The sequence below is a fragment of the Acinetobacter corruptisaponis genome (assembly GCF_030053775.1).
GTDB lineage: Bacteria > Pseudomonadota > Gammaproteobacteria > Pseudomonadales > Moraxellaceae > Acinetobacter > Acinetobacter corruptisaponis.
This window is the reverse complement of record NZ_CP125669.1, coordinates 2,460,625-2,474,304: the sequence shown is the minus strand read 5'-3', so window position 1 is coordinate 2,474,304 and position 13,680 is coordinate 2,460,625. Positions and strand designations below refer to the sequence as shown.

The following is a 13,680-nucleotide window of genomic DNA, read 5'->3' as shown; positions in this document are numbered from 1 at the left end:
CTAATTCCAGAGAATCCCTTTGATCCGTAAACCCTCAAGGATGTTTTCTCCCCTCTATTGAAACATCCTTTTCTAATACCCAATCTTTCAAATTAAGGTTGGGTCTTTTTTTATGGGAAAATTATGCTTCTTTCAGCAGCCCATACGTGATTCTCCCAGATCATAAAAAAGAATCTTGGGGCATGAACCTGTTCGAATCCCTGTCTTTTATCTCTCATTTAATTGCATATTGAATGACTAAAACAATAGGCAAAAAAAAGCTCAGCCTTGGGGAAAGCCGAGCTAGTAAACAATGATGTATGACACATCGAATACTTGAGAAAATGTTATGAGGTAAAATGCAAATACCACACCTCTTGCTCACTATTATGTGAACCACATCTCAAAAAGTAAAGTTGATTAAATAGATCAGATTTACATTTTTCATCGTTTTTGTTAATCCTTTTTAAAAAATCCAGCCTTTTGTTAACCTGGTTTTATCTATCTTATCCAGATAATCCGCTTAAATTATAAAAAACAAACCGCATAAACACAGGAAAAGTAGATTTTATTCACACTTTTTAAGCTTAATTATGTAATTTTTCTGCCCACATTAAATGTAAAAAACGATCAATACTATCGAATAAATCAATTAAAATATGGAATTATGACCATTATATTACAGCGATTTCAAAGATGAAAATTTCATCTATCTAATTGTTAGTTATATATTTCGTGTCAGGTTGACAAAATAAAATACATTTGTCTATTTTTTAAACGATCCTTAGCCCTTGATTGTTCGTTTATCGGAGTAACCCATTTATTACATTGACTTCATATTTTGTTACAATACAATGAATCCTGTTTTTAGATGTATATCTTTTTTTATTAATGCTGGAAATTCGTATGAAAAAACTCGGTTTAGCCACTGCTTTAGTATTAGCCATGACCGGTGCTCACGCTTACCAATTCGAAATTCAAGGTCAGTCTGAAGCCCTAGATTCAAATGATGAAAACAGAGATTATAACAACTTTACTGTGGGTGGACAGGCAACCTACTATTTCAATAATGTAGATGCATCTAAAGGTCCTTTGGCAGAAGCTGCTTTCCTTAACCAGGCTTCAAATGTTGCTGTTGGATATAACTTTGCAAACCTTGACGACGTTAAATCCCAAAACGTGGGTATTAAGGCGGAAGCTTACCTGCCAACTCCATATATGCCTGCATATGCAAGCTTAAGCTACAGCGCAACTGACAATGACGGTAAATATGGTCTTTCTGATGACCGTGGTCAACGCTGGGCAGTTGAGTTTGGTTCTGTTATCGCACCAAATTTCCTTGTGGCTGTAGGTTATACCAACGTTGTTGAACAAACATCTTTAGATACGTTCACAATCCTAAACAGTGGTTTTGCCAAAGCAGTTGGTGAGACAGCAACGATTGCCGATGACCAGGATGCGATCACTGCACGTACTAAATACGTTGGTGCAATCACAGGTACTCCAATGTCAATTGGTTTCGAAACAGGTATCGTTTACGGTCAAGACACTGCGTACGAGTTAAAAACTGATTTGTACCTAAACTCACAACTTAGTGCTGGCGTTTCTTATGCTGAATCTAGCTTTGCTGGTTCACCAGACTCAGCTTGGGGTGTGAATGTAAACTACTTCATCACTCCAGCGATTGCGGTTGGTGCAAGCTATGTAAATGCAAATGCTGTAGGTTCTGACGCAGATATGCAAACTGTTGGCGTAAACGCGAAGTTACGTTTCTAAGATTGAATTGCGGTTCTATCCAGAACCCAGATTGATCATAAAAAAACCAGTTCATTTTGAACTGGTTTTTTATTTTAGGGAGAATTGGAAAAGTCATTCAGTTCTCACCTGCTCTCGACTACATCTTCTTGTCTTCGATATTTAAGGCACTAATCGCCAGCACTGCCTGAGTACGGTTTTGTACGCCAAGTTTACGGAAAATGGCGGTTACATGCGCCTTGATGGTTGCCTCGGACACTTCCAGGTCATAGGCAATCTGTTTATTCAGCAGCCCCTCAGCCACCATCATCAACACACGGAACTGCTGCGGGGTCAGTGACTGTAAACGCTCTGCCAGTGCGGTTTCGTCCGCAGCCCTTGGGTCAAATCCAGCATGAGTCGGTAAATTCGGTGGCAGCCAGATCTCACCCTCCAGCACCTGCTTAATGGCCTCGCCAATATGGCTGGGGTGTGAGGATTTTGGAATGTATCCCATTGCCCCGTGTGCAATTGCCCTCTGGATAATCGACACTTCTTCATGGGCAGAAACAATAATGATCGGAATCGCTGGATACTGTGCCCGTACATACACCAGCGCAGAAAATCCTGAGGCGCCTGGTAGATTCAGGTCCAGCAACACCAGATCGGGTTCCGCCCCATGCTCCAGCCGTGCATAGAATTCGTCAACATCAGCCGTTTCCTGAATCTGTGCCTGTGGCAGGCTATAACGAACCGCTTGAATCAACGCATGTCTAAATAAGGGATGATCATCTACAATTAAAATATTCATAAGCGCTTTACGCAATCTGTAAGTACGTCAATGTACTGTGTTTATTCAAATTCAATCTATCCTAGCCTATTTTTAAATAAACCGCAGGTCAAGCACAAGACCTGATTTATTTCCTTTTCCAGCAAAATAAATCGAATATTTATATAATCCATATCCTATTTATTCAAGAATAAAGCCCTTAAAGAAATATTGAATAGAAACATGCAATTAAAATCAACTAACTTCAAGCCTATCGTTATTTTTAGATATATCGATAAAAAAGATAAGCTTGCAGCATTTCCTTATTTTACAGCCAGCATATTCAGGTAGATAAATAGGGGCAATTCAGGAAAACTGCCCAGGCCCGACCATGCCAAATCATAAGACAATCGCCACTCCCCTCAACATTGTTGCCGTTTCAGGGGGGCTAAATAGCCCCTCTAAAACTGAAAGTTTAATTCAGGCCATCCTTGATGAACTTTCAGAAGCAATCAGCATTAAGGTGCATTTCATTAAACTCAGTGAAATTGGTCCTTTATTGGGTGGCGCCATTTACCGCAACCAACTGCCACAGCGTGTACAGGATGACCTTGCCGCAGTTGAGGCGGCAGATGCCCTGATTGTAGGCACACCCGTTTACCGTGCATCATTCACTGGTTTATTTAAACACTTCTTCGACTTTGTTGAACAGACTGCTTTAGTCGATGTTCCTGTATTGCTGGCGGCTTCAGGTGGTAGTGATCGGCATGCACTGGTGCTGGAGCATCAGCTACGTCCGCTATTTAGCTTTTTTCAGGCACAGACCCTGCCGATTGGTGTATATGCCACCGATCGCGATTTTACACCTGAATACACGGTAAAAAGTGAGCAACTGTCGGACCGTGTGACCCTGGCTGTAGCACGTGCCCTGCCAATTCTGGAATGGGCACCCGCCAAGGGTCAGCGTGCGGCGGCAACCAGGGCAAAAACCGAACAGGCCAACCAGAATCTTGGCATTAACAAACAGATTGAACAGGCGGATGTGCTTCCCTCAGCGGCAGTACCTGATCTGGATGCGGCAGAATCCCGCCTCCATCCAAAACCACAAAAAAATCTAAACCACGTTGCATAAACAATAACGCGGTTTTAGCCTTGATAAGAAGAAAAATAAAGTAATGGCAAGTATTATTGCCCCAAGACTCGGCTTGGGGCTTTTTATTTTCGGCAGGTTTCAACTTTCCTGGCTGACCATTAAACACTGCTCATAAAAAAGAGCGTTCACTTGAACGCTCTTTTCTTTTATTATTTGGGTAAGGCTTATCTGTCTGGATAAACCGTTGCAATGAGGGCATCCACCACTGCTGGTTCAGCAAGGGTTGAAGTATCACCCTGTGTATCCAGTTCATTGGCGGCGATCTTTCTCAGGATACGGCGCATAATCTTGCCTGAGCGGGTTTTTGGCAAGGCAGGTGCCCAGTGCAAGGCATCAGGCGTTGCCACTGGCCCAAGTACCTTACGCACCCAGTTGACCAGTTCCTTGCGCAATTCCTCCGATTCAGCCACATCAGCCTGTAAGGTGACAAAGGTACAAATCCCCTGTCCCTTGATGTCATGCGGCATTCCGACTACCGCAGCCTCTGCTACCGCCTCATGTGCAACCAGAGCACTTTCAATTTCGGCTGTGCCTAAACGGTGACCTGAAACGTTGAGGACATCATCCACACGGCCAGTAATCCAATAGTAGCCATCTTCATCACGGCGTGCACCATCGCCAGTGAAATAGCAGTTTTTAAAGGTGGAGAAGTAGGCTTCAATAAAGCGCTCTGGATCGCCCCAGATGGTTCGCATCTGGCCTGGCCATGAGTCTTTAATCACCAGATTGCCCTCATTGGCACCCTCCAGCTCATTGCCCTCACCATCAACAAGGGCAGGCTGCACCCCAAAGAATGGGCGGGTTGCCGAACCTGGTTTCAATGCGGTTGCACCTGGCAATGGTGAGATCAGGATTCCACCTGTTTCAGTCTGCCACCATGTATCCACAATTGGGCAACGGCTTTCACCGACGACTTCATAGTACCAGTTCCACGCTTCTGGATTGATTGGCTCACCAACTGAACCCAACAGGCGTAGGCTGCTGCGGTCACTTTCACGCACATAGGCATCACCCTCACGCATCATGGCGCGAATGGCGGTTGGTGCGGTATAGAGGATGGTGACATTGTGCTTGTCAATCACATGGCCGATACGCGCCCATGTTGGATACTGTGGAATCCCCTCAAACATCACCGTTGTGGTGGCATTGCTGAGCGGGCCATATAGCAGGTAGCTATGGCCTGTAATCCAGCCCACATCTGCGGTACACCAGTACACATCATCCTCTTTAAGGTCAAACACTTCCCTAAAGGTGGTGTTGACGTAGACCAGATAACCACCCGTGGTATGTAGCACCCCTTTTGGCTTGCCTGTTGAACCAGAGGTGTAAAGGATGAAAAGTGGGTCTTCCGCCTTCATCGGCTCAGGTGGACAGTGCTCATCCACTTCCATAATGGCAAGGTGATACCAGATGTCACGCGCCTCATTGAACTGAATCGGGTTGCCTGTACGGTGCACCACAATTACGTTCTCTACACTGTCCGTTCCCTGAATATCCAGGGCGGCGTCAACATTTTCCTTCAATGGGATCAGCTTGCCACCACGCATTCCCGCATCGGCGGTAATCACCAGTTTGGCTTGGCTGTCCTCAATACGGCTTGCCAGTGAATCAGGCGAGAACCCCCCGAACACCACACAGTGCACCGCACCAATGCGGGCACATGCCAGCATGGCAATCGCCGCTTCAGGCACCATTGGCATGTACAGCACCACACGGTCACCTTTCACCACACCCTGTTTCTTCAACACATTGGCAAAACGGCACACCTCATCATGCAACTCGGCAAAGGAGATGATTTTATGGCGTGATGGATGGTCACCTTCCCAGATAATGGCAGGTTTTAATGGATTATCCTTGAGATGACGGTCCAGACAGTTTGCGGAGACATTCAGCTCACCATCGGCGAACCATTCAATCTTGAAGTCATCCTGACTAAAACTGGTATTCTTGACTTGGGTAAAGGGCTTAATCCAGTCAATCTTTTGCGCTTCTTCCGCCCAAAATGCTTCAGGCTGCTCAATGGAATGCTGGTAACGTTTGAAATAGTCTGCTTCCGAGATTCTTGCCGTTTCTTTGAATTTATCAGGCACTGGGTAGATTTCTTTCATAGCTTACTTCCTTGGTTTTTTATTTCATACCCTAGATGATCACATCTATTCTTCTGGTATGTTTTGTTCTCTCTTGCAGTATGGACACCATTTACAAGACTAAACAATGCGGCTTTGGTCGTAGGAATGTTACGATCAGTTTATTTTCAAAAATTTACTCAAAATAATTTAAATTTGAACTGCTTGTCTATGCTTTTTGTTTTTAAAATAAGTGATTATTTTGATCATTGCCCATACCTTAAAAGATTTAATAAACAAAAAATAGGAAAATATGATGTTGAATCCCCCACTCTCCTCCCAGACACAGCCCATCAATGACCATCCCTTATCCGCCAAGGGGCGGTTTAACCGACTCAGCTATCTGGGCTGGTATGGCCTGCTCAGCCTGACCTGCATGGCGGTTTTGATCTTCCTTATGCTGTTCACTGGCATTGTCAGTATTCACAATGTCAATCTGGACACTCCCATGCTTTCTGCATTTCCAGGCCTTATGATATTCGCCATGATTGCTCTGTGGTTTGCAACGGTTTATTTCCAGATTGTTTTCCTGATTCGTCGTCTACATGACCTCAACAAGACAGGCTGGCTAAGCCTGCTGCTGCTCGTTCCCCTTATCCAGTTGCTGTTTACTTTCTATGTGTTGCTTGCGCCAGGTACGCCCTATCGCAATGATTATGGTGATGTCCGTCCATCCACCACATGGGAAAAGCTGCTGGCATGGATCATGATCATCCTGAGTATCTTGATGATGCTGTTTATCTTCGTGTTTTTCTATTACTTTGCCAGCCCAGACTTATGGGAGGGGCCAACACAAATGATTCAGAACACAACTGGATACTTCTAGGTTTCCAGAGCATAAGTGGGGTGAAACAACAACTGAACTTTACATGCATATTTGCGATAAATTCATTATGATTGCTTCCCCTTTCCATTCCCACTTTGCGAAATAGAGATTTTTCTGTGGCAAATGAACAAACAACACTGACCAATGTCGCCAAGGACACAGGTGAACTGATCCAGCAGGCAGGTGCCAAAACCACGCAGACTGTATTGGCCCATACTGAAAAATACCATGATGCCTATACCACGATTGACAAGATCATCGACAGTTTCTGGCAGCGGGTTCCCTATATCTGCATCGCCATTGCGGTGTTTATCATTTTTTGGCTGTTGACCAAGCTGTTTAAGTTCTTTATTCGCAAAACGCTGGAAAATCGCAGCTACACCCGCCAGAACCTGGTACTGGTACTAAATCGGGTCGGCAGCACCTTTATCCTGTTCTTTGGTTTCCTGATCGCGCTGGTGATTGCCATTCCAGGCTTTACCCCAAGCCAACTGATTGGGGCACTGGGGATTGGTTCGGTCGCCATTGGTTTCGCATTTAAGGATATCTTCCAGAATTTACTTTCAGGCGTACTGATTTTACTGGGGGAACCTTTCCGCATTGGTGATGACATTGTGGTGAATGGCATGGAGGGCAATGTTGAGGATATCCAGATTCGTGCCACATTCCTGCGTTCTCCAGATGGTCGCCGTATCGTCATTCCCAATGCGACGGTCTATACCAGTGCCGTGACAGTGAACAATGCCTACCAGCGCCGCCGTTGTGAGTTTATGGTCGGCATTGGCTATGAAGACAATATCCAGCAGGCCAAGGACATTATCCTGAAGATTCTGGACCATAACCGTAACGTGCTGAGTCAGCCTGCCTTTTCAGTGAATGTTACCGCACTGGCAGACTTCTCGATTAACCTGACGGTACGCTGGTGGGTCAACACCACCGAAACCTCAACTGGAACCTCAATCAGCGAGATTCAGGAACTGGTGGTGGCAGCCTTTGATGAACAGGGTATCTCAATTCCCTACCCTGTACAGGAAGTAAAAGTCGATCGTGGCGATCAGTCGGACAACGCCGAGCGTTCAGACAAACAACCGACCTAAAATAGACGATACCGCTGTTTCAGTACGCAAAATTCGGTTGCCAAGGCTCATGGCCTGGCAACCATTTTTTTGCAGCAAATCGACCTCATAGGGAATAAAGCCGCCTTCTGGCCCAATGATCAGGCTACATGAATGCTGGATTGCATATGGCATCTGCTGTTCTGCATAGGGATGCGCCACATAGGCGGGCCGTTGTCCTGAAATAAAGCTTGGCAATATATCCTCAACAAAAGGTTTAAACCTTTTATAAAGCTGGATTTCTGGTTCGATGGTGTCGCCCGCCTGTTCCAGCCCCAGCGTTACATAATCATTGAGTTGCTGTAAAAATGGGCTTTGCCAATAACTCTTATCCACCCGATAGCTATGAATCAGGCTAATTCGCTCCACGCCCAAAGTCACCGCATCCATGATGATACGACGCAACACCTTGGGACGTGGCAAGGCCAAAATCAAATGCACAGGCAACTTTGCAGGTAAGGCTTCGGCCTGAATCGGCCTGAGTACAATATGTTGCCCTGAAATCGTTACAACTTCCGTGAGATGGCGCTGACCATTGCGAATACCGACCTTTAAGGTATCTCCAGCATTTAACTGAATATGCTGGCTTAAATGTTGCAGTTGTCTTGGATTTTCAATTTTCCAGAACTCGGATTGGGTTTGTTCAGCTTCAAGTAAAACAATATTCATGATGATGCGGTTTGCTGTAAATAGTGGTCAAGCAACTGGATATGTTTTTGTAGCGAGCCTTTATTGCGCTGCAACACCTGCTGGGCATGAGCAACCAGTTGCTGGGTCTGGGCTGAATCATCCAGACAGCTTAAAAGTTGCTGTGCTACTTGTGCTGCATTTTCTCCAACCAAAATCCCCTGTGCTGCCACAAACTCATCAACAATACTCTGGAAATTAAAATAGCGAGGGCCAACCACCGTTGGGACATTCAATACCATCGGTTCCAGAATATTGTGTCCACCGCCTGGTTCATTCAGTGAACCACCGACAAAACAAACTTGACTTAAGCTATACCATAGCCACATCTCGCCCATACTATCGGCAAGAAAGACTTGTGTATCGGGCTGAATCATCTGTTGAAGACTACGGCGTTGGGTATTTAAACCTAAACGCTGGCAGACATTATAGACTTCATCAAAGCGTTCAGGATGACGGGGCACCACAATACAGAGTAAATTCGGATTTGCATTTAAATGAGCTTGTAATTGTTTTAACAGGTTTTCTTCTTCAGGCGCATGGGTACTTGCCAATGTGATCACCTGACGATCCGCCAATTGCCACTGCTGTTTCAATTGTTCCGCCTGCTGGATATAGTGTGATGGTGCTTCAATATCAAACTTGATATTGCCCACCACCTGACTTTTGGCCTGATCCAAGCCTAAAGCCACATAACGCTGTTGTGTGGCTGCATCCTGTGCCAACAACCAAGTCAGTTGCTGCAACATCGGCTGGGCAAGGCGGGGAACCTTGCCATAACCTTTGGCCGATTTTTCAGAAAGTCGGGCATTCAGCAAGATACATGGAATATTTTGCTGCCGTGCTTCCGCAATCAAATTTGGCCAGATTTCGGTTTCGACCAAAGCCAACAGTCGAGGTCGGTAGAGATCGAAAAATTGTCTAAGCAAAGTTTTCTGATCAACTGGCAAATATACTGCCTGAAATAAATTTGAATATTTTTCAGCAAATAATGACTTGGCTCGTGCCTGTCCTGTCTTGGTGGTATTGGTCACCAACACAGGATGACCTTGTTTTAAATAATGCTCAATCAAGGGCTGTGCAGCATTGGTTTCACCCACTGACACGACATGAAACCAGATTGCATTGACATTTTTAGGTGGCTGGAAAGGCCCGAAACGCTCGATAGATTCCTGCTGGAACAGCACCTCATTTTCCGCCCGTTGTCTTATTTTCCAGCGATAGAGCGGCTTGAGACACGCCAGTAAAAAGTTATACCAGAACGGGGTTTGTCGTGTTGTCTGTGTCTGCGCCATCCTAGACCATACATTACCATTTCATCTCAGCCCATTATGCGGAAATTGATGGGGTTTTGACAATTTATAATTGTGGAAACGACCATTGACCCAATCGGCTGAAACAAAAAATGATAGGCTAATACACCAACAAGAATAGCTTTGAGAAAAACCATGCAGCCTGATTGGTCCGACCAGATTAGACCACCCCAACCAGAAAAAAGTCATTACCCAGCACGTAGCCCGATTAAAGTCATGCTGCCTTTCTTGTTGTTGGCGCTACTGTGCTGCCTATGGGCATTGTTTGCCAGTCATCTTGAAGCGCTGATGACCGCCAGTTTCCTGATCGGTGTTCCGTTTATCATTGGGGCATTGATCGCCTATATCCAGAACTATCAGCATGCAGTTTCCTTTGTACAGTCCTTTAAAGTGGTTTGTATTTTTCTGGTGGTGTTGCTGCTATTTGCCATCATTGTGCTGCATGAGGGTGCGATTTGTGTGGCGATCATGACCCCGATTTTATTTGTGGGCATGCTACTGGGTGCGGCCGTGATGAAATGGCTGTGTCATTTTATCTGGAAACCGAATAAAGCCATTTATAGCATTGCCTTGCTGCCTTTTATCCTGCTGACCTTACCAGAGAAAACCCAACTGCATTATGATCAGGTGGAAAAAAGCATTGTGGTTGATGCACCTGCTGAAGTGATTTGGTATCAGCTTAACCATGCACATGATATTCGACCAGAGGAATTTAAACCTAGCCTGCTGTATTCCATCGGTGTGCCCTATCCTGTTTCAGGCATCACCAAAACCACAGATGAGGGGCTGATTCGCTATTCGACCTGGCAAAAAGATATTCATTTTGATGAAATCATCCAGCAGTCCAAACCGAACCAATATTTAAGCTGGACCTATCGCTTTGCGCCAGATTCAATTCCCAAAGGTGCGCTGGATGATCATGTCAGTATTGGAGGGAAGTATTTTGATCTTAAATATACCTCTTTTGAACTGACCCCAATCAATCCGCAACAAACCAGAGTGACCTTAAAAATAGACTATCGCATCAGTACCGAAGTGAATTTCTATGCCAATCGTGTTGCGCAACTGATGGTGCATGATTTTTCCAATGTGATTCTGGATTTTTATAAGAATCGAAGTGAACAGGCGGTAGTGCAGCAAAGCAAGACTTAAAATTAAATGAATATCGGGCAGATCATCATCCACCCGATATTCATATTTTTATGAGAATGATACAGGGCATGATCGAAACCATGCCGAATAAAAACGCAGCCTATGCTTCCAGTTGTTCAAAAACAGGATAATCGGTATAACCTTCTGCACCTGCACCATATAAAGTTTCGAACTGAATTTGATTTAAAGGCAAATCATTTTCCAGACGTTCCAATAAATCAGGATTGGCAATATAAGGTTTACCAAATGAAACTGCATCCGCCTGCCCAGTAGCCAAAATACGATTCGCTGATTCGGCAGTTAAGTTTTCATTGGCAATCCAAACGCCTTTAAATTTAGGGCGAAGTTGTGGTTGCAGGCTATCTTTCGCCTCATATTCACGGGTGAAAATAAAGGCAACATTGCGCTGATCAAGCTGTTCAACCACATAACCAAACGTAGCCAGTGGATTGTCATCACCCATGTCATGCGAATCACCACGCGGTGCCAGATGCACACCAACTCGACCCGCACCCCATACTTCAATAAAGGCATCAACCACCTGTAGAAGTAAACGGGCGCGGTTTTCAATTGAACCACCGTATTCATCTTCACGTCTATTGGTTGAACTTTGCAGGAACTGGTCAATCAGGTAGCCATTGGCCGCATGTAGCTCAACACCGTCAAAACCAGACGCTTTGGCAAGTTCAGCAGCATTCTTATATTGCGCGACAATATCCTGAATTTCTTCATGCGATAAAGCACGAGGCGTGACAAAAGGACGTTTTGGACGAAGCAGGCTCACTTCACCTGCGGGCTGGATTGCACTCGGCGCCACTGGCGTGTCGCCATCCAACAAGTCTGGGTGCGAAATACGTCCGACATGCCAGAGCTGAACCACGATTTTTGAACCCTGTGCATGCACCGCATCTACAATTTTATGCCATGCCTGCGCCTGTTCCTGTGACCATAAACCTGGAGTATTGGCATAACCTACCGCTTTTGGGCTAATCACCGTTGCTTCAGTAATGATTAAACCTGCATTGGCACGTTGCTGGTAATATTCCACCATCAAGTCATTTGGAATACGCTCCGCCCCACTGCGCGCTCTGGTCAGGGGTGCCAAAACCAGACGGTTTTTAATCGTGAAATCACCCACTTGCAGCGTAGAATTTAGTTCAGCCATGATCGCCTCAACTTCACTTTTTCAGTCGTGCTGGGCTTATGCAACACGGTATTAAAGTGTTTGTTTTAAATGTTCGATGTATTGCTGAATCAAAGCTTCATTGCGGGTAAAATATGACCATTGTCCATATTTCTCAACCTTGATCAAACCCGCCTGTTGTAACACAGACAAATGATTCGACATGGTCGATTGCGCCACCTTGCCTAAACGTTCGATGTGTCCTGCACATACGCCACGTTCAAAACTGCCACCACATTCCTGCACAGGCAAAAATTGCTCAGGTTGTTTCAACCATTGCAAAATCTGCCGACGTAATGGATTGGCTAAGGCCTTGCTGATTACATCAATATCCATAGACTCACCACGTTTCTCAACAGGCAAAGCTTTGTTCAGCACCTGAATTCATTATATCGAATTTTTTAAATATTAATATCCATTTTTTTCGATATTAATATCATATTTTTTCGATTAACAAACCTGTGCTGAACGAGATTGCCGTTTTAAGCTGACTAAACTTATAGACCCTGCTTTAAACTTGCTTCAATGAACTTATCCAAATCGCCATCCAAAACTGCTTTGGTATTTGAATTTTCAATCCCTGTACGTAAGTCTTTGATGCGAGAATCATCCAGCACATAAGAACGAATCTGGCTACCCCAGCCAATGTCCGACTTGGAGTCTTCCAGCGCCTGAGCTGCCTCATTACGTTTGCTCATTTCCAGTTCATAGAGTTTGGCACGTAACTGTTTCCAGGCATGGTCACGGTTGGCATGCTGTGAACGCTGGTTCTGGCACGCCACCACAATGCCTGTTGGGGCGTGGGTCAAACGTACCGCAGAATCCGTTTTGTTAATGTGCTGACCACCCGCACCCGAAGCACGGTAGGTATCGGTACGGACATCGGATGGATTGATGTCAATTTCGATGTTGTCGTCAATCTCTGGCGATACAAATACTGCCGAGAATGAGGTATGACGGTTGTTGTTACTGTCAAATGGTGACTTACGTACCAAGCGGTGTACGCCACTTTCAGTTCGCAACCAGCCATAGGCAAACTCGCCATCAACACGGATGGTTGCCGACTTAATGCCCGCCACATCACCATCAGAGACTTCCATCAATTCAGCCTTAAAGCCATGACGTTCAATCCAGCGCAGATACATACGCAATAACATGGATGCCCAGTCCTGTGCCTCTGTCCCGCCTGAACCTGACTGGATTTCAAGGAAGCAAGGGTTTGGGTCCATTGGATTGCTAAACATACGGCGGAATTCAAGATTTCCCAATGCCTGTTCGGCACTGTCCAGTTCGGCCTGCACATCGGTGAGTAAACTTTCATCATCGGCCTCAACCGCAAGATCCAGCATGGCCTTGGCATCGTCCAACTGTTCCGCAAGACGGTCAAACACACCTAAAGTATTTTCTAAACTGCCCTTTTCCTTGGCAATCGCTTGGGCACGATTTTGATCATTCCAGATTGCAGGGTCTTCTAGTTCTCTTAAAACTTCTTCTAAACGCTCAGCCTTTAGATCGTAGTCAAAGATACCCCCGTAGTGTCTGGCTACGATCAGTTAAATCTTTCAATTGGTTTAGATACGGATTAATTTCCACGCGTCTTTTCTCTCAATATTTTTCACACAATTCACTATTTTAACATAACT

At 45.1% G+C, this 13,680-nt stretch carries 12 protein-coding genes; 5 read left to right on the top strand and 7 right to left on the bottom strand.

Annotated features, from left to right (window positions below; all coding sequences use genetic code 11):
• Window positions 1-885 precede the first annotated feature (885 nt).
• Window positions 886-1,755, top strand: a complete 870-nt coding sequence (gene omp33-36 / locus QLH32_RS11760) for a porin Omp33-36 (RefSeq protein WP_267980857.1) — start codon at window positions 886-888, stop codon at window positions 1,753-1,755.
• A 118-nt stretch (window positions 1,756-1,873) separates the two neighbouring features.
• Here the strand turns inward: omp33-36 and QLH32_RS11755 are convergent, their stop codons facing one another.
• Window positions 1,874-2,524: a response regulator gene (locus tag QLH32_RS11755; RefSeq protein WP_004678977.1), complete on the bottom strand. Its 651-nt coding sequence runs from the start codon at window positions 2,522-2,524 to the stop codon at window positions 1,874-1,876.
• A gap of 349 nt (window positions 2,525-2,873) precedes the next feature.
• Here QLH32_RS11755 and msuE point away from each other — a divergent pair, with 349 nt between their 5' ends.
• On the top strand, window positions 2,874-3,614 hold the full coding sequence (msuE, locus tag QLH32_RS11750; protein ID WP_283266382.1) for an FMN reductase: 741 nt from the start codon (window positions 2,874-2,876) through the stop codon (window positions 3,612-3,614).
• A 185-nt stretch (window positions 3,615-3,799) separates the two neighbouring features.
• Here msuE and acs read toward each other — a convergent pair whose 3' ends face one another.
• Window positions 3,800-5,743 (bottom strand): acetate--CoA ligase, encoded by a 1,944-nt coding sequence (gene acs / locus QLH32_RS11745; protein ID WP_283266381.1) that lies wholly within the window; start codon window positions 5,741-5,743, stop codon window positions 3,800-3,802.
• A gap of 274 nt (window positions 5,744-6,017) precedes the next feature.
• On the opposite strand from acs, the gene QLH32_RS11740 reads away from it, so the two are divergent.
• Both QLH32_RS11740 and QLH32_RS11735 read left to right on the top strand, forming a co-directional pair.
• On the top strand, window positions 6,018-6,587 hold the full coding sequence (locus QLH32_RS11740; RefSeq protein WP_267980860.1) for a DUF805 domain-containing protein: 570 nt from the start codon (window positions 6,018-6,020) through the stop codon (window positions 6,585-6,587).
• A gap of 116 nt (window positions 6,588-6,703) precedes the next feature.
• Window positions 6,704-7,684 carry a mechanosensitive ion channel family protein gene (locus tag QLH32_RS11735; RefSeq protein ID WP_267980861.1) on the top strand — a complete coding sequence of 327 codons (981 nt, stop codon included), beginning with the start codon at window positions 6,704-6,706 and terminating at the stop codon, window positions 7,682-7,684.
• Here the strand turns inward: QLH32_RS11735 and QLH32_RS11730 are convergent.
• The gene (locus QLH32_RS11730; protein ID WP_283266380.1) at window positions 7,664-8,371 is read right to left on the bottom strand and encodes a 16S rRNA (uracil(1498)-N(3))-methyltransferase; all 708 of its coding nucleotides are present in this window, start codon (window positions 8,369-8,371) and stop codon (window positions 7,664-7,666) included. The two genes, QLH32_RS11735 and QLH32_RS11730, sit on opposite strands and share 21 nt — an antisense overlap.
• Window positions 8,368-9,684, bottom strand: a complete 1,317-nt coding sequence (locus QLH32_RS11725) for a 3-deoxy-D-manno-octulosonic acid transferase (RefSeq protein ID WP_283266379.1) — start codon at window positions 9,682-9,684, stop codon at window positions 8,368-8,370. Before QLH32_RS11725 ends, QLH32_RS11730 begins: the two co-directional genes overlap by 4 nt.
• Before the next feature lie 153 nt (window positions 9,685-9,837).
• Between QLH32_RS11725 and QLH32_RS11720 the strand changes: the two genes are divergently transcribed.
• Window positions 9,838-10,854 (top strand): SRPBCC family protein, encoded by a 1,017-nt coding sequence (locus QLH32_RS11720; protein WP_283266378.1) that lies wholly within the window; start codon window positions 9,838-9,840, stop codon window positions 10,852-10,854.
• 100 nt (window positions 10,855-10,954) lie between these two features.
• Here the strand turns inward: QLH32_RS11720 and QLH32_RS11715 are convergent, their stop codons facing one another.
• The 3 genes from QLH32_RS11715 to prfB all read right to left on the bottom strand — a co-directional run bounded on the left by QLH32_RS11715 (window position 10,955) and on the right by prfB (window position 13,630).
• Window positions 10,955-12,019 carry an alkene reductase gene (locus QLH32_RS11715; protein WP_283266377.1) on the bottom strand — a complete coding sequence of 355 codons (1,065 nt, stop codon included), beginning with the start codon at window positions 12,017-12,019 and terminating at the stop codon, window positions 10,955-10,957.
• A gap of 51 nt (window positions 12,020-12,070) precedes the next feature.
• The gene (locus QLH32_RS11710) at window positions 12,071-12,373 is read right to left on the bottom strand and encodes an ArsR/SmtB family transcription factor (protein WP_038346460.1); all 303 of its coding nucleotides are present in this window, start codon (window positions 12,371-12,373) and stop codon (window positions 12,071-12,073) included.
• Window positions 12,374-12,534: 161 nt separating this feature from the next.
• A protein-coding gene (prfB, locus tag QLH32_RS11705; RefSeq protein ID WP_279958774.1) for a peptide chain release factor 2 occupies window positions 12,535-13,630 on the bottom strand; the annotation gives its coding sequence in 2 pieces (ribosomal slippage) (window positions 12,535-13,557 and window positions 13,559-13,630; 1,095 coding nt in all).
• Window positions 13,631-13,680 lie beyond the last annotated feature (50 nt).

Excerpts from the sequence above, each read along its gene's own strand:
- QLH32_RS11715 (WP_283266377.1), bottom strand. The coding sequence starts at position 12,019 with ATGGCTGAACTAAATTCTACGCTGCAAGTGGGTGATTTCACGATTAAA.
- QLH32_RS11710 (WP_038346460.1), bottom strand. The coding sequence starts at position 12,373 with ATGGATATTGATGTAATCAGCAAGGCCTTAGCCAATCCATTACGTCGG.
- msuE (WP_283266382.1), top strand. The coding sequence starts at position 2,874 with ATGCCAAATCATAAGACAATCGCCACTCCCCTCAACATTGTTGCCGTT.
- acs (WP_283266381.1), bottom strand. The coding sequence starts at position 5,743 with ATGAAAGAAATCTACCCAGTGCCTGATAAATTCAAAGAAACGGCAAGA.
- QLH32_RS11730 (WP_283266380.1), bottom strand. The coding sequence starts at position 8,371 with ATGAATATTGTTTTACTTGAAGCTGAACAAACCCAATCCGAGTTCTGG.
- QLH32_RS11740 (WP_267980860.1), top strand. The coding sequence starts at position 6,018 with ATGTTGAATCCCCCACTCTCCTCCCAGACACAGCCCATCAATGACCAT.
- QLH32_RS11755 (WP_004678977.1), bottom strand. The coding sequence starts at position 2,524 with ATGAATATTTTAATTGTAGATGATCATCCCTTATTTAGACATGCGTTG.
- QLH32_RS11725 (WP_283266379.1), bottom strand. The coding sequence starts at position 9,684 with ATGGCGCAGACACAGACAACACGACAAACCCCGTTCTGGTATAACTTT.
- omp33-36 (WP_267980857.1), top strand. The coding sequence starts at position 886 with ATGAAAAAACTCGGTTTAGCCACTGCTTTAGTATTAGCCATGACCGGT.
- QLH32_RS11720 (WP_283266378.1), top strand. The coding sequence starts at position 9,838 with ATGCAGCCTGATTGGTCCGACCAGATTAGACCACCCCAACCAGAAAAA.